Raw genomic sequence first — 22,979 nt, forward strand, 5'->3', positions numbered from 1 at the left:
CATGTCCGACCAGTTCAACTCCCCCGCCGGCCCGAAGGAAGTCCCCCAAGGGGGCGGCTGCGGCTCAGGCAACTGCGCGTGCAAGTCGCAAGCGCTGGCACGCGCCGCCAACCCTTATACCGACGAAACCGACTACGGCACCCCAGCCCGCCACTCGGACGTCGACGTGACGCTCGAAATCGACGGCCAGGCGGTCACCGTACCGGCCGGCACATCGGTGATGCGCGCGGCGGCCGAAGCCGGCGTCAATGTGCCGAAGCTGTGCGCGACCGATTCGCTCGAGCCGTTCGGCTCGTGCCGTCTGTGTCTCGTCGAAATCGAAGGACGGCGCGGCTATCCGGCCTCGTGCACGACGCCGGTCGAAGCCGGCATGAAGGTGCGCACGCAGACCGACCGTCTGCAGTCGCTGCGTCGCAACGTGATGGAGCTGTACATCTCCGATCACCCGCTCGATTGCCTGACCTGCCCCGCCAACGGCGACTGCGAACTGCAGGACATGGCGGGCGTGACCGGCCTGCGCGAAGTGCGCTACGGCTTCGACGGCGCGAATCATCTGAAGGACAGGAAGGACGCATCGAATCCGTACTTCACGTACGATCCGTCGAAGTGCATCGTCTGCAATCGCTGCGTGCGCGCGTGCGAGGAAACCCAGGGCACGTTCGCGCTGACGATCACCGGTCGCGGCTTCGAATCGCGCGTCGCGGCGAGCGAGAACCAGCCGTTCATGGAATCGGAGTGCGTGTCGTGCGGCGCGTGCGTGGCCGCGTGCCCGACCGCGACCCTGCAGGAAAAGACCGTCGTGATGCTCGGCCAGCCCGAGCACTCGGTCGTCACCACCTGTGCGTATTGCGGTGTCGGCTGTTCGTTCAAGGCCGAGATGAAGGGCAACCAGGTCGTGCGGATGGTGCCGCACAAGAACGGCCAGGCCAACGAAGGCCATGCGTGCGTGAAGGGCCGCTTCGCATGGGGCTACGCGACGCACAAGGACCGCATCAAAAAACCGATGATCCGCGCGAAGATCACCGACCCGTGGCGCGAAGTCAGCTGGGACGAAGCGATCTCGTATGCGGCGTCGGAATTCCGCCGCATCCAGGCGAAGCATGGGCGCGATTCGATCGGCGGCATCACGTCGTCGCGCTGCACGAACGAAGAGACTTACCTCGTGCAGAAGCTCGTGCGCGCCGCGTTCGGCAACAACAACGTCGACACCTGCGCGCGCGTCTGCCATTCGCCGACCGGCTACGGTCTGAAAACGACGATCGGCGAATCGGCGGGCACCCAGACGTTCGCGTCGGTCGACAAAGCCGACGTCATCATGGTGATCGGCGCGAATCCGACCGATGGCCACCCGGTGTTCGCCTCGCGTCTGAAGCGCCGCGTGCGCGAGGGTGCGAAGCTGATCGTCGTCGATCCGCGCCGCATCGATATCGTCGATACGCCGCACGTGAAGGCGTCGCATCATCTGCAATTGCGGCCCGGCACCAACGTTGCGATCGTCAATGCGCTCGCGCATGTGATCGTCACCGAAGGCCTGCTCGACGAAGCGTTCGTCGCCGAGCGCTGCGAGACCCGCGCGTTCGAACAGTGGCGCGATTTCGTCGCGCTGCCGGAAAACTCGCCGGAAGCGACCGAAGCGGCGACCGGCGTGCCCGCGCAACAGGTGCGCGAAGCCGCGCGCATGTACGCGACCGGCGGCAACTCCGCCATTTACTATGGCCTCGGCGTCACGGAACACTCGCAAGGCTCGACGATGGTGATCGGCATCGCGAACCTCGCGATGGCGACCGGCAACATCGGCCGCGAAGGTGTCGGCGTGAATCCGCTGCGCGGCCAGAACAACGTGCAGGGTTCGTGCGATATGGGCTCGTTCCCGCACGAGCTGCCGGGCTATCGGCACATCGGCGATCCGCTCGTGCGCACGCAGTTCGAAAACGCCTGGAACGTCACGCTGCAACCGGAACCGGGCCTGCGCATTCCGAACATGTTCGACGCCGCGCTGCACGGCAGCTTCAAGGGCCTGTACTGCCAGGGCGAGGACATCGTGCAGTCGGACCCGAACACGCATCATGTGGCGGCGGCGCTGTCGTCGATGGAATGCATCGTCGTGCAGGACATCTTCCTGAACGAGACCGCCAAGTATGCGCACGTGCTGCTGCCCGGCTCGTCGTTCCTCGAAAAGGACGGCACCTTCACCAATGCCGAGCGCCGCATCTCGCGCGTGCGCAAGGTGATGCCGCCGCTCGGCGGTTACGCGGACTGGGAAGTCACGCAGTTGCTGTCGCGCGCGCTCGGCTACGAGATGAACTACACGCATCCGTCCGAGATCATGGACGAGATCGCCCGGCTCACGCCGACTTTCCACGGCGTATCGTTCCAGAAGATCGACGAGCTGGGCAGCATCCAGTGGCCCTGCAACGAGGACGCGCCCGACGGCACGCCGACGATGCACGTCGGTACCTTCGTGCGCGGCAAGGGCAGGTTCGTGATCACGAAGTTCATCGCCTCGCCGGAGAAGGTCACGCGCAAGTATCCGCTGCTGCTGACGACCGGCCGCATCCTGTCGCAGTACAACGTGGGCGCACAGACGCGCCGCACCGAAAACTCGCGCTGGCATGACGAAGACCGGCTGGAACTGCATCCGCACGATGCCGAGGAACGCGGCATCAAAACCGGCGACTGGGTCGGCATCGAATCGCGCGCGGGGCAGACCGTGTTGCGCGCGAAGGTGACGGAGCGGATGCAGCCGGGCGTCGTCTATACGACGTTCCACTTCCCCGAATCGGGCGCGAACGTGATCACGACCGACAGCTCCGACTGGGCGACCAACTGCCCGGAATACAAGGTGACCGCGGTGCAGGTGATGCCGGTCGAGCAACCGTCGCAATGGCAGAAGGACTATTTGCGCTTCAATAGCGAACAGCTCGAACTGCTGAAGCGGCGCGAGCAGGCCAACGCGGCCGCGGCCGTCACTGCGGGCAAGTGAGGCGAGCGATGGACAATCGGAATCTGATCGACATGGCCAACCGGATCGGCGACTTCTTCGAGTCGATGCCCGACCACGAAGAAGCGCTGAGCGGCGTCGCCGAACACATCCGCCGCTTCTGGGAGCCCCGCATGCGGCGCGCGCTGCTCGCGACGCTCGACGAAGCGCCGGACACGTACGACATCACGCTATCGGACTTCACGCGCGAGGCGATCGTCAGGTATCGCGAGAAGTTGACGCCGGCGCAGGCGGCGGCTTAGGGTCAGGCTTAGGCCGTACGCTCCATCACCGAAGCGCGGCGGCGAGATCCGCCGTCGCGCTCTCGCCCATGCCAGGCAACAGGCGACCCTGATCACAACGACGTCGCCTGCTCCGGTATCTCTCCGCCCACCGCAAACCACGCCTCGCAGTGCCGCACGAGCCCGTGCAGGTCCGAGCCGGTGCGTCCGCGCGCGCTGATATAGCCGTCGGGCCGCACCAGATAGAACGACGGCCGCGTGCGTCCATACGATTCGGACAACGCCGGGCCGCCATCACCGCTCGTATCGGTGACGCGCCAGATCCGCACCGCGTTCGGCAGCAGCCGCTCGACCTCGGCGGCGAGCTTTTCCAGCTCCGGATCTGGCGGCGCCGCATGTTTGGCGGCCGGATCGAGCGGCGTGCCGTCGACGGGCAGCGGCGGCACCAGCAGAAACAGCGAAAAGAACGCCGGATCGTGCAGATCGAAAATGCAGCCGACGCCCGGCGCCCGCCCGAGCGGGCCGTCGACGACATGCACGAGCGCATCCGGCGCGCGCTCGCCCGCGCGCGGGCCGCCGTCGAGCACGCGTTCGAGCGTGAGCGGGCTGCGCCGGTACTGGATCGACAGCTCGCTGATCGTCGCGCGCGCGGCGTCGCGCAACGGACCGAGGGCGGCCAGCACCGGCATCACGCGCTCGCGCAGCAGCTTCAGCGGACCGTGATCGGCCTCGGCGATCTGCGTGATGAAACCGGTCTGCCGCAGCACGTCGCGCTCGATCGGATGCCGTTCGGCGTGGTACGTGTCGAGCAGGCGGTCCGGCGCCGCGCCGCCGATCACGCGCGCGAGCTTCCAGCCCAGATTGAGCGCTTCCTGGATGCCGGTGTTCATGCCCTGCGCAGCTGCGGGGCTGTGCACGTGCGCGGCATCGCCGGCGAGGAAGATACGGCCCACGCGCAGCCGATCGACCATCCGGCTGTTCACATGGAAATAGGCCGACCACGCGAGATCCGACACGTCGACCCGCTCGCGCACGCGTCGCGCGATCAGCGCCTTGCATTGTTCGAGCGACGGCGCCGGGTCCAGCGGCGGCTCGCCGGGCACCGCGGGGGTCGGTGGCACGGCGCTGCCGGCCAGCGCGACCGCGTGATCGGCGATCAGACGATGGCGGCCGTGGCCCATCGGAAACAGCGCGACCAGACCGTCTCCCGACGCGAAGATATGGAACTCGTCTTCGGGCCAGTCGGTTTCCGCGTGCAGGTCGGCGAGCAGGAAGGTCTGGTCGAAGGTCTTGCCCTCGAAGTTCAGGCCGAGGCGATGGCGAATCGAGCTATGCGCACCGTCGGCCGCGATCATATATGACGGACGCATCGCTTCCGTGCGGCCGTCCGCGCGGCGCAAGGTCGCCTGAATGCTCGCGGAGCCTTGCATGAACGCCATCAGTTCGACGCCGCGCTCGACCTTCACGCCGAGCGACGCCAGATGCTCGGTGAGCAGCCGCTCGGTCACGGACTGATCGAGAAACAGCAGATAGGGATAGCGCGTGTGCAGCGGGTCGAAATCGAGCTGCGCCAGCCGCATGCCGTTCGAAAACAGGTTCGCCACGCGCGCGCGATGGCCGAGTTCGAGAAACGGCTCGATCAGCCGATGCTGCTCCAGCAGCTCGAGCGTGCGCGCCTGAATGCCGATCGCGCGCGAGTACGGATTCGGCTGCGGCGCCTTGTCGATCAGACGCACGGGGATATGCGCACGCGCGAGACTCATCGCTGCGGCAAGTCCGGTGGGACCGGCCCCGACGATCAGCACCGGCGACGCGTCGTAGGCGGCAGCGTCCATGCGGAACTCCGGAGGCAACAATGCGTTCTAGTGTACGCCGCCGCTCTTGCGCACACGGGTGCGCTGCATCAATCGCGTCGCCGGACACCTCGCGCGGGCGCTCCGCCGGTCGCCCGCGATACGCTCCTGATCCGCCCAAATCCGGGCCCTTCGCGCAAGTATGGGAAAATGCGGCCTCAGTCTGATTGATCCGAATGCCCTCCCCGTCATGCAACCTGTATTTGACCGCGCGTTCGCGGCGCATCGTGACGGCCGCCTCGACGACGCCGAACGCGGCTACCGCACCACGCTCGACCACAACCCAAGCCATGTCGACGCGCTGCACCTGCTCGGCGTGCTGCGCCACCAGCAGGGCCAGCACGCCGAAGCCGCCGAGCTCGTACGGCGCGCGGTCGACCTGCGCCCTGAAGACGCCGCGCTACAACTGAACCTCGGCAATGCGCTGAAGGCGCTCGGCCAGATCGACGCCGCGATCGAGCAGTTCCGCAACGCGCTGACGCTCGCGCCCACGTTCCCGATGGCGCACTACAACCTCGGCAATGCGTATGCGTCGCTGGGCCGTCACGAAGACGCCGCCGATGCGTTCGAACGCTCGCTGCGTCTGCAGCCGAACGACGCGTCGTCGCACAACAATCTCGGCAACGCGCTGCACGCGCTCGGCCGTCACGCGGACGCGATCGCGTCGTTCCGGCGCGCGCTCGAGCTGCGCCCCGGTCACGCGGGCGCGCTGAACAACATGGGCATGTCGCTGAACGCGCTCGATCGGCCGAACGAGGCGGTGCCCTGCTTCGAGGCCGCGCTCGCCACCGAGCCGCGCTTCGTCGCCGCGCACTTCAATCTCGCGAACACGTTCGATGCGACCGGCCAGCATGCGCAGGCAGTCGCGTCATTCGAAGCGGCGCTGCGTCTGCAGCCGAATCTGCCGCCCGCGATCTATGGCATGGGCAACGCGCTCGCGTCGCTCGGCCGTGCCGAACAGTCCCTGCCATATCTCGAGCGCGCGGTCGGGCTCGATCCGCAATTCGCGCTTGCGTGGCTCGCGCTCGGCACCGCGCACCAGGCGCTCGGCGCGCATGCGGCGGCGGTGCGCGCGCTCGATCAGGCGTTGCGGCTGCGTCCCGATCTCGCGTCCGCGCATATGAACCGTGCGCTCGCGTGGCTCGCGATGCGCGACTTCGAGCGCGGGCTGCCCGAATACGAATGGCGCCTGCAAACCGTCGCGCAACCGGCGATCCAGACGTTACCCCGCTGGCACGGCGAGCCGATCGACGAGTACACGCTGCTGATCCATGCCGAACAGGGTTTCGGCGACACGCTGCAGTTCGTGCGCTTCGTGCCGCTCGCTGCGCTTCGTGCGGCGCGCGTCGTGCTCGAAGTGCAGCCGCAGTTGGTGCCGCTGCTCGCGCCGGTCGCGAAGGCATGGCGCGTCTCGCTGATCGCGCAGGGTCAGCCGCGCCCCGCCGCCGATCTGCAGATTCCGCTGTTGAGCCTGCCGCTCGCGCTCGGCACGCGCTACGACACGATCGACGCGCGCACGCCGTATCTGAGCGTGCCGCCGGCCTATGGCCGCAAATGGCGCGGCTCGCTCGGCGGGCAGGCGAAGCGCAAGATCGGGCTCGCATGGTCGGGGCGCATCCAGCGCAACGAAACCCGCACGATGCCGCTCGCCGCGCTGGAGCCGCTGTTCGCGCTCGACGGCATCGACTGGATCGTGCTGCAGCCCGATCTGTCCGACGAGGAACGCGCGGCGCTCGACGCGCATCCGCGCGCGGCCGCGATCCATCGCTTCGACGATCGCATCGGCGACTTCGCGGATACCGCGGCGATCATCGAGCGGCTCGACGCGGTGGTGTCGATCGACACGTCGATCGCGCACCTCGCCGGTGCGCTGCGCAAGCCGCTGTGGCTGATGCTGCCGTTCGCCGCCGACTGGCGCTGGTTCGACGACGATACCCGCAGCCCGTGGTATCCCGCCGCGACGCTGGTGCGTCAGCCGAGGCCGGGCGCGTGGGATGAAGTCGTCGCTGCGGTCGCCGACGAATTGCGGCACGGCTAGCGACGAACCACGCTCCGCCAACGAAAAACCCCGCTTTCGCGGGGTTTTTCGTTTTCAGAACACGAGGCGAACCCGTCAGGCGGCCCGATACTGATTGCGCGACTCGGGCGTGCGATACAGGAACAGCGTCGCGAGCAGACCGCAGATCGCCGCCACGCCGAGCACCAGGCCCGGCGCCGCCTTGTTGCTGGTCACGTGGATTAGCAGCGTGGCGATGGCCGGCGTGAAGCCGCCGATCGTCGTCGCGAGGCTGTACGCGAGCGAGAAGCCGGCGGTACGCACTTCGACGGGCATCACTTCGGTCAGCGCGACGACCATCGCGCCGTTGTAGCAGCCGTACAGGAACGACAGCCACAGCTGCACGGCGAGCAGACGCGCGAACGACGGTTCGGCGACGAGCCATTGCAGCGCCGGATACGCGGTGAGGAGCGTCAGGATCGTGAACGCGAGGAGCACCGGACGGCGGCCGATCCGATCCGACAGCGCGCCCGAGAGCGGCAGCCAGATCAGGTTCGAGATACCGACGCAGACGGTGACGACGAGCGCGTCGATCGCCGACAGCTTCAGCACTTCCTTGCCGAAGGTCGGCGTGTACGCGGTGATCATATAGAACGACACGGTCGTCATGACGACCATGCCCATGCCGCCCAGCACGATCGGGTAGTTCTCGAGCATCGACTTCAGGATTTCGCCCATGCTCGGACGATGCTTGCGCGCCGTGAACTCCTCGGTTTCCTGCAGCGAGCGGCGGATGATGAACAGGAACGGCACGATCAGACAGCCGATCAGGAACGGCACGCGCCAGCCCCACGCGAACATCTGGTCGGCGGGCAGAATCTTGTTGAGCATCACGCCGATCAGCGCGGCGAATACCACCGCGACCTGCTGGCTGCCCGACTGCCACGAGCAATAGAAGCCCTTGTTGCCCTTCGTCGCGATCTCCGACAGATACACCGACACGCCGCCAAGCTCGGCGCCGGCCGAGAAACCTTGCAGCAGCCGGCCGAACAGCACGAGCACGGGCGCCAGGAGCCCGATGGTCGCGTAGCCCGGTATCGTCGCGACCGTCAGCGTGCCGAGCGCCATCAGGCTCAGCGTGAGGATCAGGCCTTTGCGGCGGCCGTGATGGTCGATGTAGGCGCCCAGCACGATCGCGCCGAGCGGACGCATCAGGAAGCCCGCGCCGAACACGGACAGCGACAGCATCAGCGACGCGAAATCGCTGCCGCTCGGGAAGTAGGTCTTGGCGATCGCCGAAGCGTAGTAGCCATAGACCATGAAGTCGTACATCTCAAGAAAGTTGCCGCTGACGACGCGGAACACTGTCTTGACCTTGGATTCTTCCGTGGTGGAAGCGGCGTGGGTCGCAGTAGACATGACACTCTCGGATAGGGCCGCCGCCCTGTCGGACGGATCGACGCGGACGGTGACGAGCGGGCAGTTGGAACGATCCGCTGCGTTTGGCAAGCGGATGCCGCAGGCGGACACGCAGGTATAAGCGAAGCGCGCGCCCGCGGGGGCGCCGCATTCTGCTGCCCACGGCGTTCATCCGATATCAGGGTAAACGCTGAGCTCGATGCGGGACCGATGCCACGTAATGTTACTGCTGATAAGGTTGCCGCGAAACGCATACAGTTTGCTGACGCGCGACACCGACGGGCAGCGCAGTAGACTGTCCGCGCGAGGCCATTCAGTCGATTACTCCGATGCAAACCACCCCTGCTCTTTCCCTGCGCCCCGCCACGCTCGACGACGCCGCGCTGATTGCGTCGATCCACAGCGTCAGTTGGCAGGCGACCTATCGCGGCCTGTTGCCCGACGCGTTCCTCGACGGCGAAGTCACGCGCGAACGCGCCGCTTACTGGGCAGCGCGTCTCGGCGCGCCGGGCGGCGAGCGCCGCATCGTGCTGATCGCCGAGCTGGCCGGCGAGCCGATCGGCTTCGTGTGTGTCGAGCGTCAGCCCGAGTCCGCGTGGGGCGTGCTGCTCGACAATCTGCATGCGCTGCCCGGTTACCAGGGCATCGGCGTCGGCAAGACGCTGATGCACGCAGCCGTCGACTGGGCGCGCGCGCAGGGCGAGGCGCAGCTGTATCTCTACGTGCTCGAGGGCAATACGGCGGCGATCGGCTTTTACGAGCGGCACGGCTGGCAGTTCGTCGGCGCGGAGCCGGATCATATGGGCGGCATGGATATCACCGCGTTGCGCTACGTGTACCGGTTGACGCCCTGAGCGCTTCGGTTGACGGTGCGTGACGCGCGCGCCGTCGGGTGGCATCGCGGCGATGGCGCGTGGACGTACCCCCTCCCGTTATCGGAATCATCCGAAGGCTGGACGGGGTAGTTTCGAGGCATGATTTTCTGTTGCCGATGGCTTCATCGGCCCCCTACAGATTCCATCACTGCCGCACCGGTGGTCTGTCACGAGACACCGGAAGAAACCCATGACCAGCACGCCGCTCACCGCGATCGAAGGCGCATTGGCGCTTCCCTCTCTCCGCTCACTCAACCATCTGCCCGAACCGTTCGGTCGCGGCTGGGCGTTGCTGCCCCCGGGTCAGCGCTGGCATGCCGGACTCGATTCGCTGTATGCCGCGCTGCTGCGCACCGTCTGCATCAGAAATCGGCAGTTGCGGTCGTATGGGCAGCGGGTGTTGATCGACAGCTTGCTGGTCGGCGTCAAGCGGACGGCAGAAGCGCGCGTCGCGGACGCCACACGGCCTGTGGCGGAGCCTGCGGATATTGCCGCGGCCGCCCGTCCCGATATGCGGCGGATCGTGCCTCAGGGTCCAATGCGAATCGCGCTCAAGGCCCGCTCGCCGCAAATCGTGCAGCGGCGCACCGTGTGGCATCGGCGTACGGTCGCCGCGAGTGCCGGCGTAATCGGCTGCGTTGCGGTGCTGGCGTGGTGGATCGTCGATCAGCCTCTGGCGCCTCGGCACCTGAGCTCCGACTTGCTGAAATCGGCGCAAGCTCTGATGGCGCGTCGAGAGGCACCGGTGCCAGCGCCGGTGCCAGCGCCGGTAGGAAAGCCTCGTGCGCAGCCTCCGGCTGCGAGTCCCGAAGCTCCGGTGATTGCCGATGCCGTCATACCGGCTCCTGTACTTGAGCCATCACCGGTCGACGTGGCCGCCGCAGCAGCCGTGCCCATGGCAGCCCCGCCTGAGCGCCCCCCAGCGCGACCTGCGCCCGCGCCGCGTGACGCGATTCGCTCATCACCTCCGCGTCGCGTGCTTCATGCGCGATCCCATCCGCTCGCCGTGAATCGCCGAGCCTCGAATGAGTCGTCGCATCAAGCGCGCGTGCCGACCGGGTTCGGTGAAGACGAATACGCCGACGTGGCGGCGTTCGCCATGATGTCTTCGCGCGACGTCGCGCCGCTGCCGCGCGCCGCCGCATCGAACCATCCGCCGGCAGACAGTACCGAGTGGATGAACCATATGTCGCAGCGTCGCGTCACCGAAATCCCGGAACAATTCGCGCGATGAGTGCCGGGTGAGCGAGTCCGAGAAAAAGAAAACGCACTGCCACATAACATGGCAGTGCGTCAGTTGGTTGGGATCGCCTCGTCGGGCTCCCGAAAGCAGCAAAAGCGCCGGCTCGATACACAGGCACGACAGCGGACTCAACCTCCACCGCGCACACCGCGCCAACGCCAACCCGCCATGCTTAAAACCGCGTTTCCCGCGCGACCCGCAGGAACGTATCGAGCAACGGCGTGCAGTCGAGCATCTCCGGGCCGCCCGCGCGATGAAACTCCGGATGCCACTGCACACCCATCACGAACGGCGCGCGCCGGTAGCGCACGGCCTCGATGATGCCGTCCGACGCCGACACCGCCTCGATATTCAGATCGCGGCCCAGCGTCTTCACCGCCTGATGGTGGATCGAATTGACGATCCCGTCGCGCCGCCCGGGGAACATGTTCAGCAGCGTCGAGCCATCCGGAAAGTGCACACCGTGCCGATGCTGATCGTAGTTCTCGTTGACGTGTGCGTTCGCGGTCGGCACTTCGGTTGCGATGTCCTGATACAGCGTGCCGCCGAACGCGACGTTGATCAGCTGGCAGCCGCGGCACACGCCGAGCACAGGTTTGCCCGACTCGACGAACTCGTGCAGCAACTCGAGCTCGTACATGTCGCGCACGCGATCGCCGGGCCATTCGTGGCTGACCGCGGCTTCCGCATACGTCTGTGGCGACACGTCGGCACCGCCTTGCAATAGCAGCCCGTCGAGATGCTTCGCATAGTCGCGCAGACGGATATTGCTCGGGTGCAGCATGCCCTGATGACCGACGGTCGGGATCATGAACACCAGCACGTCGCGCGACATCACCCAGTGCGCGACCGACTCTTCCAGATACTGCAGCGTCTTGCCGCGTAGCCCCTTCGCGCCCGGTTCCGGGTGGAAGATGCGCGCCGACACGCCGATGCGCAGCGTGCGCTGCGTGATCCTCTGTCCGGCGCGATCGAACAGTTGCCGTGCACGCGCCGCGATGATGCGCCCAAACACACTCCACGCCGAATCGCTCTGCTTCAGATAACGCGGCGGTGACGGCGGCAGCGCGTTGGGCGGCGGCGGGTTGTTGGCACTGAAGTCGGGGGCCGCGCCGAAACCGGGCGGCGGCGAACCGGGCGCACGCGCCGCGGGCGCGGCGGCTTCCTCGGTGGCGATTTCGGCGTCGGTGGCGATGTCCGCGGCGCTGATGCCGCCCGCGTGCGGCTCGCCGGCGGCCGCCGTCGGTTTCACGACAGGATCGGATTTCATCGTAGTCGCGCCGCCGGTGTACGTACCGGCGCGCCGCGCTTCGCGCTCGTGCACCGCCGCTTCCTGCCGCGCGGTCGATTCCGCGGCGGCGCTGCGTGCCTCGAGCGCGTCGCGCAGCCGCGCCGTTCGCGGATCTTCGGGAGTCACCGACGATGCGCTGATCGGATCGTCGGTCGACGACCTCGCGATCGCCTCCTCGACGGCCGGGCTCGTGTCTTTGGCGGCCGACTGAGTGGCATCTTCATGCGACGGAGCAAGCGCCGCGGCCGGTGTAACCGGCGCGCCGCCCGGCGCGGGCGAGGCCGGCTGCGGACTGCCGGTCGTGCCGGCGTTTTCGGGTGGTTTGTTTTCGCTCATGACTGTCGGACGGGCGCCTTTCACGGGAACGAATGAATATGCCCTGATTATCCGCCAGCGCAGCAGGCCCGGCAAACCCGCACACAATTACTCACATTGTTGCGAAGCGCCGCACCCATCGCTATGAGTCAAGGGTCTGGCCGCTCTTCGAAAGTTTCCCGCAAGGCGATCTGCATCGACGCGTGGATCTTCACACACCAGCGCCACACGAGCGCGAGCAGCAGCGCCGCGCACACGAGCACCGCGACGAGCAGGCCAGTCGGCGGCAGGATGCTGCCCGACAGCGCCGCCACCAGCAGAAACACGCCGATCATCGACACGATCGGCACGAGGTCGGCGATCGCGTGACGCAGCGCGCTCGTGAAGCGCCCGGCGGTGGTCGGCTGCACGCTGACTTCGGCGAGCAGCAGCGCGAGCGACTTGGTCTTGCGATACACGGCCACGAGGAACGGCAGCGACACGACGAGCGCGACGCTCCACTGCACCACGCGTTGCAGTTGCTCGTCGTCGAGCCAGTGCGCGAGCAGCCGGCCGCTGTGCGGCGCGGTATACGAAACGGCCAGGAAAATCGCCGCGACGAGCGCGAGATTCACCGCGATCTGCAGGACGATGCGCCGCGTCATGCCGATCAGCGTCGGCTCGCCGCGAGCCGTGATCAGACTGCGCAGCCATTGCCCGTACATGCCGAACACGTTGGACATCGTGGCAGGCATCGCTCGCGCGATGCGGCGCGTCAGCGGATCGGCGACCCGGATCAGATAGGGCGTCGTCAGCGTGGTCAACGCCGACACGGCGACCGCGATCGGGTACAGAAACCCGCTCGTCACCTTCAACGTCAAACCGAGCGTCGCGATGATGAACGAGAACTCGCCGATCTGCGATACGGTCATGCCGACCCGCATCGAGGTGCGCGCGTCCTGCCCCGACAGAAACGTGCCCAGCCCGCACGACACGAGCTTGCCGACGATCACCGCCAGCGTGATCACCGCAATCGGCCACCCGTAGTCGAGCATCACGGCCGGGTTCAGCATCAGTCCGATCGTGACGAAGAAGATCGCGGAAAAAGCGTCGCGCAGCGGTGCGATCAGATGCTCGATCCGGTGCAGATGACGCGACTCGGCCATGATCGCGCCGATCAGGAACGCGCCGAGCGCAATGCTGTAATCGAGCTTGACGACCAGCAGACAGAAACCGAAGCAGAAGCCGAGCACCGACACGAGCAGCATCTCGTCGCTGCCGGTGCGCGCGACGTAGTTCAGCGCGCGCGGCACGAGCAGCACGCCGACCAGCAGCGACACCGTCATGAACAGCAGCAGCTTGCCGAGCGTGACGGCCGCGAGCCCGGCCGACAGCTGCCCGGTCTGCGCGATGCCGGTCAGCAGCACCAGCATCGCGATGCCGAGAATGTCCTCGACGATCAGAATGCCGAACACGAGTTGCGCGAAGCTTTCCCGTTTCAGTCCGAGGTCCGACAACGCCTTCACGATGATCGTCGTCGACGAGATCGCGAGGATCGCGCCGAGGAACAGCGAGTCCATCGGGCTCCAGCCGAACGCGCTGCCGATCTCATAGCCGATCCACAGCATCAGCACGATCTCGGACAGCGCGGCGACGATCGCCGTCGCGCCGACCTTGAACAGCTTGCGCAGGCTGAATTCGAGGCCCAGCGAAAACATCAGGAACACCACGCCCAGTTCGCCGAGCGTCTGGATCGTCTGTTCGTCGTGGATCAGCTGGAACGGCGGCGTGTACGGTCCGATGATCACGCCGGCCGCGATATAGCCGAGCACCACCGGCTGCTTCAGGCGATGGAACAGCACGGTGACGACGCCGGCCAGCGCCATCACGACGGCCAGATCCTGGATGAAGCCGATGCCATGGTGCATGAACGCATTCCTTACAAACAGTAATCTCGTAAAGCGCAGTGTAACAAACGAACCGGCCAGGTTTCTGGCGAATTCGTGCGCGGCAGTGCACCATCGGTGTCAGGCCGCTCGGCCGCAAAACCTTGCTCTACAATGCGGACGGACCTTTCACGTTGGCTCGACACTGCCCCGCGCATACGCCCCAACGGCGCTCAACCGGATTTCTACCGACATCATGGCCACTGACTTCGCCCCCTTCCCGCCGCTTGCCCAGCTCGCCGCCGATCTCGCCGCCGGCCGCACCACCAGCCGCGCGCTCGTCGAAACCGCGCTCGGCCGGATCGCCGATCCGGCCGGCCAGGGCACCGCCGTCTTCATGCACGTCGACGCCGACTCCGCGCGTGCTGCCGCCGACGCGCACGACCGGCTGCGCGCGGCCGGCACGGTGCTGTCGCCGCTCGCCGGGATTCCGGTGTCGGTCAAGGATCTGTTCGACATCGAAGGCCAGCCGACCCGCGCGGGCTCCATCGCGCTCGCCGACGCGCCCGCCGCGAAGGCCGATGCGGTTGCGGTCGCGCGTCTGAAGCGGGCCGGCGCCGTGATCGTCGGGCGGACCAACATGAGCGAGTTCGCGTTTTCGGGGCTCGGCCTGAATCCGCACTACGGCCATCCGCTGTCTCCGTACCGGCGCGGCGCGAAGGGCGACGAGCGGGTTTCGGGCGGCTCGTCGTCGGGCGCGGCGGCCTCGGTCGCCGACGGCATGGCCGCGGTCGCGCTCGGCACCGACACCGGCGGCTCGATCCGCATTCCGGCCGCGCTGTGCGGGCTGACCGGCTTCAAGCCGACCGCCGCGCGCATTCCGAAGCAGGGCGGCGTGCCGCTGTCGCCGACGCTCGATTCGTTCGGGCCGATCGGCGTGTCGGTCGCGTGCTGCGCGCTGGTCGACCGGATGCTCGCCGGGCTCGAGCCGCGCATCCCGGCCGCGCGGCCGCTCGAGGGCGTGCGCCTCGGCGTGCTGACCAACTTCGTGACCGACGGTGTCGAGCCCGAAGTCGCAAGCGCGATCGATACCGCGCTCAAGCATCTGGAGGCGGCCGGCGCGATCGTCAGCGAAGTGCGCTTCGCGCCGCTCGACCGTCTGCCGCAGATCAACCGCTTCGGCTTTTCGCCGATCGAGGCGTATGCGTGGCATCGTCCGCTGCTCGACAAGCATCGCGAGCAATACGATCCGCGCGTGCTCGTGCGCATCATGAAGGGGCAGCCGGCCAGCGCGGTCGACTATCTGGACCTGCTCGCCGAGCGCGAAGCCATGCTCGATGAAGCCGCACGCACGCTGTGGCAGCGTTTCGACGCGGTCGTCGCGCCGACGGTGCCGGTCGTGCCGCCGCGTCTGGCCGACCTGGTCGACGACGACGACGCGTTTGGCCGCACCAACGCGCTGATCCTGCGCAATCCGAGCGCGTTCAACTTCCTCGACAGCTGCGCGCTGTCGCTGCCGTGCCATCTGCGCGGCGACGCGCCGGTCGGCCTGATGCTCGCGGGCGCGCCGTACGCCGACGACGCGCTGCTCGCGATCGGCCGAGGGGCCGAGGCGGTGCTGAACGCGATCCGGTAAAGCGCGGCGCGGGCCGCTGGCCGGCTGCAACGGCAGCGGCACCGCCACCGGCCGCGCCAATCGTCAGGCCATAAACGTCACGGCGGGGGTTCGCGCTAGAATCGCGGGCACCCGCCCTTTCGTCTCCAGACCAATCGAAGATCCATGAATAACGACTCCGCGATGCTGCGCCGCGAGCGCACCCTGCTGGTTCTGCTCGGCCTGATCTGCGTCGCCCTCGTGGGCGGTGCGTTGTACCTGCAATTCGGCCTGCGCGAAGACCCGTGCCCGCTGTGCATCATCCAGCGCTATTTCTTCCTGCTGATCGCGATCTTCGCGTTCCTCGGCGCGCGCTTCCGGAACTGGCGCGGCGTGCGCCTGCTCGAAGTGATGGCGGCGCTGTCGGCGCTCGCTGGCATCGCGACCGCGGGGCGGCATGTGTACATCCAGGCGAATCCCGGCTTCAGCTGCGGCTTCGACGCGCTGCAGCCGGTGGTCGACAGCCTGCCCCCCGCGCACTGGCTGCCGAGCGTGTTCAAGGTCGCGGGCCTGTGCGAAACCGCATATCCGCCGATTCTCGGGCTGACGCTGCCGATGTGGTCGGGCGTCGCGTTCATCGTCGCGTTCGTCGCGCTGGTGCTGAGCCTGGTGCGCAATCGCCGTCGGGTTTCCTGACGGCGGCGAAACCTGGTCGAGCGAGCCTCGAACGCCGTTCGAAACGCCGAACTCGCCGCCAGCGCGCTTGCCGATCCGCATCGCCAAACACGCCGGACTTCGTGTTGCCCATGCCGGGCCAACGAAGTCCGGCGTTTTTTCTGCGCGACGCTCTCAGCCCGCACGCCCTTCCCGTCGTTTCCCGCCACGCGCACGCAACTTCTCGCTGCCGCGCGACTCGTACCAGGATCATGACCGTCGCCGCATGAGCTTCATGCGACGCGGGAAATATTTTCGGGCCGGGGTAGTGCTATCTTCGGGTATGGATGGCGATCTACGTGCGCGAGGCCGGCTTTTTCGACCCCCTGCGTAACGCGCGCCCGGTCCGCACTGTCTTCCGACTCGCCATGACAACGCAAACCATCCGCTTCTACCACCAGGGGTCCGTCCGCGAGGTCGCGGACGTCCCGGCGACGCGCACCGTGCTGCAGCACCTGCGCGAGGACCTGCGCTGCACCGGCACCAAGGAAGGCTGCGCGGAAGGCGACTGCGGCGCGTGCACGGTCGTGATCGGCGAACTCGACGCGCGCGGCGCCCTCGCCCTGAAGGCGGTCAACGCCTGCATCCAGTTCCTGCCGACGCTCGACGGCCGCGCCCTCTTCACCGTCGAAGACCTGCACGCCGCCAACGGCGCGCTGCATCCGGTGCAGCAGGCGCTGGTCGACTGCCACGGTTCGCAATGCGGCTTCTGCACGCCCGGCTTCGTGATGTCGATGTGGGCCCTCTACGAAAACCAGCCCGCCGGCGCCGGCCTGCCGACCCGCGACGAAATCGACGCCGCGCTGTCCGGCAATCTGTGCCGCTGCACCGGCTACCGGCCGATCATCGATGCCGCGCAGAAGATGTTCGACTACGCGCAGCATCCGCGTGTCACGCTCGACCGCGACGCGATCGCGGCCACGCTGCGCACGCTGCAACGTAAAGACACGTTCGAATACAGCGCGCCCGACATCCGCGGCGCCGCGTTCGGCTCGCCGACCTTCCACGCCCCGCTCACGCTCGACGCGTTCGCGTCGCTGCGCGCACAGCATCCGGACGCGCGCATCGTCGCGGGCAGCACCGACGTCGGCTTGTGGGTCACCAAGCAGTTCCGCGATCTCGGCGACCTGCTTTACATCGGCAACGTCGCCGAGTTGAAGACGATCGCGCGCGACGCGCAGACGCTGACCATCGGCGCGGCGGTCACGCTCGAAGACGCGTACGCGGCGCTCACCGCCGACTACCCCGAGCTCGCCGAACTGTGGACGCGCTTCGCATCGCTGCCGATCCGCAATGCGGGCACGCTCGGCGGCAATGTCGCGAACGGCTCGCCGATCGGCGATTCGATGCCGGCCCTGCTCGCGCTCGGCGCCGAGGTCGAACTGCGCCGCGATCGCACGACCCGCACGCTGCCGCTCGACGCGTTCTACCTCGGCTATCAGAAGACCGCGCTCGCGCCCGGCGAATTCGTCGGCGCGCTGCGCGTGCCGCGCCCGGTCGGCGCGCTGCGGTTTCGCACCTACAAGGTCGCGAAGCGTTACGACCAGGACATCTCGGCGGTGTGCGCGGCGTTCGCGCTGCACGTCGCGGCAGACGGCACGATCCGCGCGGCGCGCGTCGCGTTCGGCGGCATGGCGGCAACACCGAAGCGCGCCGCCCACACCGAAGCCGTGCTCAACGACGCGGCGTGGACCGAAGAGACCGCCCGTCGCGCGATGGACGCGCTCGCCGCCGATTACCAGCCGCTCACCGACATGCGCGCGTCGAGCGCCTATCGGCTGAAGGTCGCACGCAATCTGCTGTGGCGCTTCTACCTCGAAACGCGCGACGACGCGCCGCTCGCGCTGTGCGACGTCAACGCCTTCGCGTTCGAAGCGGGCGCAGCCGTCGCGAAGGAGTCGCCGTAATGAACCGGACCGATGCCTTTATCGAACGCGCGGCCGAGCGTGCCGAGCAACGCGACGCGGGGCCGAACGATGCCGCCGGCGGCGCGTCGATCGGCGTGCCGCTGCCGCACGAATCCGCCGCGCTGCACGTGAGCGGCGAAGCGACCTACACCGACGACATCGCCGAGCTGCACGGCACGCTGCACGCGGCGCTCGGTCTGTCGCGCCATGCGCACGCGCGCATCGTGTCGATGGATCTCGACGCGGTCAGAAACGCGCCCGGCGTGCTCGCGGTGCTGAGCGCCGACGATATCCCCGGCGAAAACAATTGCGGCCCGGTGCTGCACGACGATCCGATCCTCGCCGACGGCGAAGTGCTGTACCTCGGCCAGCCGGTCTTCGCGGTGATCGCCGAAACTCACGAGCTCGCACGCCGCGCGGCCGCGCTCGCGAAAAGCGACGACGTGATCCGCTACGAGCCGCTCGACGCGATCCTCACCGCCACCGAAGCAAAAGCCGCGAAACAGTTCGTGCTGCCGCCGCTGCATCTGCGGCGCGGCGACCCGGACGCGAAGATCGCCGCCGCGCCGCACCGGCTCGCCGGCAGGTTCGAGGTCGGCGGCCAGGAGCAGTTCTATCTCGAAGGCCAGATCGCTTACGCGGTGCCGAAGGAGATGGACGGCATGCTCGTCTACAGTTCGACGCAGCATCCGAGCGAGATGCAGCAGGTCGTCGCGCATATGCTCGACTGGCCCGCGCATAGCGTCGTGTGCGAATGCCGGCGCATGGGCGGCGGCTTCGGCGGCAAGGAATCGCAGTCGGCGCTGTTCGCGTGCGTGGCCGCGCTCGCCGCGCAGTCCTTGCGTCGGCCGGTCAAGCTGCGCGCCGATCGCGACGACGACTTCCTGATCACCGGCAAGCGCCACGACGCGGTCTACGAATACGAGGCGGGCTTCGACGACCAGGGGCGCCTGCTTGGCGTGCGCGTCGAAATCGCCTTGCGCGCCGGCTATTCCGCGGATCTGTCCGGCGCGGTCGCGACGCGCGCGGTGTGCCACTTCGACAACGCGTATTACCTGTCCGACGTCGATATCGTCGCGCTGTGCTGCAAGACGAATACGCAGTCGAACACCGCGTTTCGCGGCTTCGGCGGACCGCAGGGCGCGCTCGTGATGGAAGTGCTGCTCGACGACATCGCTCGCGAGTTGCGGCTCGATCCGCTCGACGTGCGGCTCGCGAATTACTACGGTATCGGCGAACGCGATACGACGCCGTACGGACAGCGCGTCGAAGACAACGTCATCGCGCCGCTGACCGACACGCTGCTCGATTCGAGCGACTACCGTGCGCGTCGCGCGGCGCTTGCCGAATTCAATGCGAAGAGTCCCGTGCTCAAACGCGGCCTCGCGTTTTCGCCGGTCAAGTTCGGCATCTCGTTCAACGTGCCGTTCCTGAATCAGGCCGGCGCGCTCGTGCACGTGTACAAGGACGGCTCCGTGCTCGTCAATCACGGCGGCACCGAGATGGGCCAGGGGCTCAATACGAAAGTCGCGCAGGTGGTCGCGAATCAGTTCGGCTTGCCGTTATCGCGCGTGCGGGTGACCGCCACCGACACCTCGAAAATCGCCAACACGTCGGCGACCGCGGCCTCGACCGGCAGCGACCTGAACGGCATGGCGGCCGAAGCCGCCGCGCAGACGATCCGCGCACGCCTGGCCGAACTCGCGGCGCGCCAGCTCGGCGGCGACGCCAACGACGTGGAATTCGCGCGCGGCAGCGTATCGGTAAACGGCGGCGCGCTGCCGTTCGAACAGCTCGTCAACGCGGCGTATCTGGCGCGCGTGCAGCTGTGGTCGGACGGCTTCTACGCGACGCCGAAGGTGCATTGGGATGCGAAGACGCTGACCGGTCATCCGTTCTATTACTTCGCGTATGGCGCGGCGGTGTCGGAGGTCGTCGTCGATACGCTGACCGGCGAGTGGAAGCTCGTGCGCGCGGACGTGTTGCACGACGCCGGCCAGTCGATCAATCCGGCGATCGATCTCGGCCAGATCGAAGGCGGCTTCATTCAGGGCATGGGCTGGCTCACCACCGAAGAGCTGTGGTGGAACCGTGACGGCCGCCTGATGACGCACGCGCCGTCGACCTACAAGATTCCCGCGGTCAGCGACACGCCGGCCGCGTTCCACGTGCGGCTCTACGACAACAGCAATGCCGAGCCGACCGTGTTCCGCTCGAAGGCCGTCGGCGAGCCGCCGTTATTGCTGCCGTTCTCGGCGTTTCTGGCGATTCGCGACGCGATCGCGGCCGCGCTGCCGGGCGCGCAACATGCTCCGCCATTGCGCGCGCCGGCGACACCCGAAGCGATACTCGACGCGCTGGACGCGCTGAATGCCGCGAATGCGATGCACGACGCCGGGCCGCCCCAACCCGCAGCGCACCCCGAACCCGCCGCGCCGACAGCTGACGCGGCCCCCCACGGAGAATCGCCGGATGCAAGCCTGGCTCACTGACCTGCAACATCTGCTCGCGCATGGCGACGCCGCGGTGCTGGTGACGGTCGCGCGCGTCGAAGGTTCGGCGCCGCGCGAAGCCGGCACGAAGATGATCGTCACGCGCGAGGCGGCCAGGCATACGATCGGTGGCGGCCACCTCGAGTGGAAGGCGATCGAGACCGCGCGCCAGGTGTTGCGCGACGGTATGCGCGCACCGCACATGCGGCGGCTCGAACGCTTCGCGTTGGGGCCGAGCCTCGGCCAGTGCTGCGGCGGCGCGGTGATTCTCGCGTTCGAGCGGCTCGACGTCGGCGATCTCGGCTGGCTCGCGTCGCTCGCCAAGCGTCTCGCGGCGGGTCAATCGACGGTGCGTAGCGTATCATTCGGCCCCGCGCCGGATGCGGTGATGCTGTCCGAGCCCGAGCCCGGCATCGACGGCGCCGACTGCCTGCTGTGGGACGGCGCGGGTTTCGACGACAGCAGCGCGCTGTTGACCGAAACGATCGCGCCGGGCGAATTCGCCGTCGTGCTGTTCGGTGCCGGTCACGTCGGCGCGGCGCTCGTGCGCGTGCTCGCGACGCTGCCTTGCACGGTGCGCTGGGTCGACGAGCGCGACGCGCAGTTTCCCGCGCTCGATGCGCTGCACGCGCCGAACGTGACGATCGACGCGAACGACGCCCCCGACGAAGCGATCGACCAGGCCGCGCCGAACACGTACTTCGTCGTGATGACGCACAACCACGCGCGCGATCTCGAGCTGGCCGAGCGCATCCTGCGGCGCGGCGACTTCGCATTCTTCGGCATGATCGGCTCGCACACCAAGCGCAAGCAGTTCGAGCATCGGCTCGCGGCGCGCGGTCTCGATCCGGCGCGGATCGCGCGGATGAAGTGTCCGCTCGGCGTCGACGGCATCGTCGACAAATCGCCCGAGGTCATCGCGATCTCGGCGGCCGCGCAGGTGCTACAGGCCGTCGAGGCGAACGCGGGCGCGCACCACGCGACCCAGGCGGTTTGATACGCGAGCCGGACCGCCCGTTACTCCAATACACAATTCCAAATCAGCATGAATACGACAACCGCTACCGCTCTATCGCTCGCCGACAAAACCGCACGCGCGCCGAAGGCCGAGCTGCATATCCACATCGAAGGCTCGCTCGAACCCGAGCTGATTTTCGCGCTCGCGCAGCGCAACGGCGTGAAGCTCGCCTACGACTCGGTGGAAGCGTTGCGCGCCGCCTATGCGTTCACCGATCTGCAATCGTTCCTCGACATCTATTACGCGGGCGCGAGCGTGCTGCTGCACGAGCAGGACTTCTACGACATGACGATGGCCTACGTCGAGCGCTGTCTCGCCGACAACGTCGTGCATAGCGAAATCTTCTTCGACCCGCAGACGCACACCGAGCGCGGCGTACGGATCGCGACGGTGGTGGCCGGCATCGAACGCGCGCTCGCCGACGCCGAGAAGCGCGGCATGTCGAGCAAGCTGATCCTGTGCTTCCTGCGCCATCTGTCCGAGGACGATGCGCTCGCCACCTTCGACGAAGCACTGCCCCTCTTCGAGCAGTACAAGCATCGGCTGATCGGCGTGGGGCTCGATTCGTCGGAGCGCGGCCATCCGCCGTCGAAGTTCGAGCGCGTGTTCGCAAAGGCGCGCGCGCTTGGATTGAAGCTGGTCGCGCATGCGGGCGAGGAAGGCCCGCCGTCCTACATCTACGAAGCGCTCGACGTGCTGAAGGTCGACCGTGTCGATCACGGCGTGCGCAGCATCGAGGACCCGGCGCTCGTCACGCGCCTCGCCGACACGCGCGTCGCGCTGACCGTGTGCCCGCTGTCGAACCTGAAACTGTGCGTATTCGACGACCTGACCAAGCACACGCTGAAGGACCTGCTCGATCACGGCGTCGCGGTGACCGTCAATTCCGACGACCCGGCCTATTTCGGCGGCTACGTGAACGCCAACTACCTGGCGACGATCGACGCGCTGAAGCTCGACGACGCCGAGGTCTACACGATCATCCGCAACGGCTTCGAGGCGTCGTTCGTGACGCCCGAGGAACGCGCGACGCTGATCGGCAAGCTCGACGCGCACTGGCGGCAGTAAGCCACTGCGCCACTGGATTTCAAAAACTGACCGGCCTCGACGGGTGTCGGCGGCCAGCGGCTTCGCCTCGTTCGGGAAACGGCAACGACCCGGACCGAGGCGCGGTG

The 22,979-nt window shown here is 67.4% G+C and carries 15 protein-coding genes; 11 read left to right on the forward strand and 4 right to left on the reverse strand.

The window, feature by feature from the left end:
* The first annotated feature begins 1 nt into the window (after position 1).
* Positions 2–2,983 (forward strand): formate dehydrogenase subunit alpha, encoded by a 2,982-nt coding sequence (gene fdhF, locus EVC45_RS28095; protein WP_129961465.1) that lies wholly within the window; start codon positions 2–4, stop codon positions 2,981–2,983.
* 8 nt (positions 2,984–2,991) lie between these two features.
* A complete protein-coding gene (locus tag EVC45_RS28100) occupies positions 2,992–3,243 on the forward strand; it encodes a formate dehydrogenase subunit delta (protein WP_129961466.1) in 252 nt (83 codons plus the stop codon).
* A gap of 92 nt (positions 3,244–3,335) precedes the next feature.
* On the opposite strand, the gene EVC45_RS28105 is transcribed toward EVC45_RS28100, so the two are convergent.
* Entirely contained in the window at positions 3,336–5,057 is a 1,722-nt protein-coding gene (locus EVC45_RS28105) for an FAD-dependent monooxygenase (protein ID WP_129961467.1), read from the reverse strand.
* Positions 5,058–5,265: 208 nt separating this feature from the next.
* On the opposite strand from EVC45_RS28105, the gene EVC45_RS28110 reads away from it, so the two are divergent.
* Entirely contained in the window at positions 5,266–7,113 is a 1,848-nt protein-coding gene (locus tag EVC45_RS28110) for a tetratricopeptide repeat protein (protein WP_129961468.1), read from the forward strand.
* Positions 7,114–7,188: 75 nt separating this feature from the next.
* Here the strand turns inward: EVC45_RS28110 and EVC45_RS28115 are convergent, their stop codons facing one another.
* Entirely contained in the window at positions 7,189–8,490 is a 1,302-nt protein-coding gene (locus EVC45_RS28115; RefSeq protein ID WP_129961469.1) for an MFS transporter, read from the reverse strand.
* Positions 8,491–8,819: 329 nt separating this feature from the next.
* Here EVC45_RS28115 and EVC45_RS28120 point away from each other — a divergent pair, with 329 nt between their 5' ends.
* Together EVC45_RS28120 and EVC45_RS28125 are read left to right on the forward strand one after the other, a co-directional pair.
* Positions 8,820–9,344: a GNAT family N-acetyltransferase gene (locus tag EVC45_RS28120; protein ID WP_129961470.1), complete on the forward strand. Its 525-nt coding sequence runs from the start codon at positions 8,820–8,822 to the stop codon at positions 9,342–9,344.
* A gap of 211 nt (positions 9,345–9,555) precedes the next feature.
* Complete coding sequence (locus EVC45_RS28125) at positions 9,556–10,599, forward strand: hypothetical protein (protein ID WP_129961471.1); 1,044 nt, start codon at positions 9,556–9,558, stop codon at positions 10,597–10,599.
* A gap of 181 nt (positions 10,600–10,780) precedes the next feature.
* On the opposite strand, the gene EVC45_RS28130 is transcribed toward EVC45_RS28125, so the two are convergent.
* Positions 10,781–12,235 (reverse strand): gamma-glutamyl-gamma-aminobutyrate hydrolase family protein, encoded by a 1,455-nt coding sequence (locus EVC45_RS28130; RefSeq protein ID WP_129961472.1) that lies wholly within the window; start codon positions 12,233–12,235, stop codon positions 10,781–10,783.
* 128 nt (positions 12,236–12,363) lie between these two features.
* Positions 12,364–14,121, reverse strand: coding sequence for a cation:proton antiporter (locus EVC45_RS28135; RefSeq protein WP_129961473.1), 1,758 nt, complete (start codon positions 14,119–14,121; stop codon positions 12,364–12,366).
* A 214-nt stretch (positions 14,122–14,335) separates the two neighbouring features.
* Between EVC45_RS28135 and EVC45_RS28140 the strand changes: the two genes are divergently transcribed.
* The 6 genes from EVC45_RS28140 to EVC45_RS28165 all read left to right on the forward strand — a co-directional run bounded on the left by EVC45_RS28140 (position 14,336) and on the right by EVC45_RS28165 (position 22,872).
* Entirely contained in the window at positions 14,336–15,715 is a 1,380-nt protein-coding gene (locus EVC45_RS28140; RefSeq protein WP_129961474.1) for an amidase, read from the forward strand.
* Between the two features lie 144 nt (positions 15,716–15,859).
* Complete coding sequence (locus EVC45_RS28145; protein ID WP_129961475.1) at positions 15,860–16,369, forward strand: disulfide bond formation protein B; 510 nt, start codon at positions 15,860–15,862, stop codon at positions 16,367–16,369.
* Positions 16,370–16,755: 386 nt separating this feature from the next.
* Entirely contained in the window at positions 16,756–18,294 is a 1,539-nt protein-coding gene (gene xdhA / locus EVC45_RS28150; RefSeq protein WP_211193490.1) for a xanthine dehydrogenase small subunit, read from the forward strand.
* On the forward strand, positions 18,294–20,786 hold the full coding sequence (gene xdhB / locus EVC45_RS28155; RefSeq protein WP_129961477.1) for a xanthine dehydrogenase molybdopterin binding subunit: 2,493 nt from the start codon (positions 18,294–18,296) through the stop codon (positions 20,784–20,786). Before xdhA ends, xdhB begins: the two co-directional genes overlap by 1 nt.
* Entirely contained in the window at positions 20,767–21,783 is a 1,017-nt protein-coding gene (gene xdhC / locus EVC45_RS28160; protein ID WP_129961478.1) for a xanthine dehydrogenase accessory protein XdhC, read from the forward strand. Before xdhB ends, xdhC begins: the two co-directional genes overlap by 20 nt.
* Positions 21,784–21,831: 48 nt before the next feature.
* Positions 21,832–22,872: an adenosine deaminase gene (locus EVC45_RS28165; RefSeq protein ID WP_129961479.1), complete on the forward strand. Its 1,041-nt coding sequence runs from the start codon at positions 21,832–21,834 to the stop codon at positions 22,870–22,872.
* Positions 22,873–22,979 lie beyond the last annotated feature (107 nt).

It is taken from the genome of Paraburkholderia sp. UYCP14C (assembly GCF_004197395.1).
GTDB lineage: Bacteria > Pseudomonadota > Gammaproteobacteria > Burkholderiales > Burkholderiaceae > Paraburkholderia.

Excerpts from the sequence above, each read along its gene's own strand:
- fdhF (WP_129961465.1), top strand. The coding sequence starts at position 2 with ATGTCCGACCAGTTCAACTCCCCCGCCGGCCCGAAGGAAGTCCCCCAA.
- EVC45_RS28140 (WP_129961474.1), top strand. The coding sequence starts at position 14,336 with ATGGCCACTGACTTCGCCCCCTTCCCGCCGCTTGCCCAGCTCGCCGCC.
- EVC45_RS28110 (WP_129961468.1), top strand. The coding sequence starts at position 5,266 with ATGCAACCTGTATTTGACCGCGCGTTCGCGGCGCATCGTGACGGCCGC.
- xdhA (WP_211193490.1), top strand. The coding sequence starts at position 16,756 with ATGACAACGCAAACCATCCGCTTCTACCACCAGGGGTCCGTCCGCGAG.
- EVC45_RS28120 (WP_129961470.1), top strand. The coding sequence starts at position 8,820 with ATGCAAACCACCCCTGCTCTTTCCCTGCGCCCCGCCACGCTCGACGAC.
- xdhB (WP_129961477.1), top strand. The coding sequence starts at position 18,294 with ATGAACCGGACCGATGCCTTTATCGAACGCGCGGCCGAGCGTGCCGAG.
- EVC45_RS28100 (WP_129961466.1), top strand. The coding sequence starts at position 2,992 with ATGGACAATCGGAATCTGATCGACATGGCCAACCGGATCGGCGACTTC.
- EVC45_RS28115 (WP_129961469.1), bottom strand. The coding sequence starts at position 8,490 with ATGTCTACTGCGACCCACGCCGCTTCCACCACGGAAGAATCCAAGGTC.
- EVC45_RS28165 (WP_129961479.1), top strand. The coding sequence starts at position 21,832 with ATGAATACGACAACCGCTACCGCTCTATCGCTCGCCGACAAAACCGCA.
- xdhC (WP_129961478.1), top strand. The coding sequence starts at position 20,767 with ATGCAAGCCTGGCTCACTGACCTGCAACATCTGCTCGCGCATGGCGAC.
- EVC45_RS28135 (WP_129961473.1), bottom strand. The coding sequence starts at position 14,121 with ATGCACCATGGCATCGGCTTCATCCAGGATCTGGCCGTCGTGATGGCG.
- EVC45_RS28130 (WP_129961472.1), bottom strand. The coding sequence starts at position 12,235 with ATGAGCGAAAACAAACCACCCGAAAACGCCGGCACGACCGGCAGTCCG.
- EVC45_RS28125 (WP_129961471.1), top strand. The coding sequence starts at position 9,556 with ATGACCAGCACGCCGCTCACCGCGATCGAAGGCGCATTGGCGCTTCCC.
- EVC45_RS28145 (WP_129961475.1), top strand. The coding sequence starts at position 15,860 with ATGAATAACGACTCCGCGATGCTGCGCCGCGAGCGCACCCTGCTGGTT.
- EVC45_RS28105 (WP_129961467.1), bottom strand. The coding sequence starts at position 5,057 with ATGGACGCTGCCGCCTACGACGCGTCGCCGGTGCTGATCGTCGGGGCC.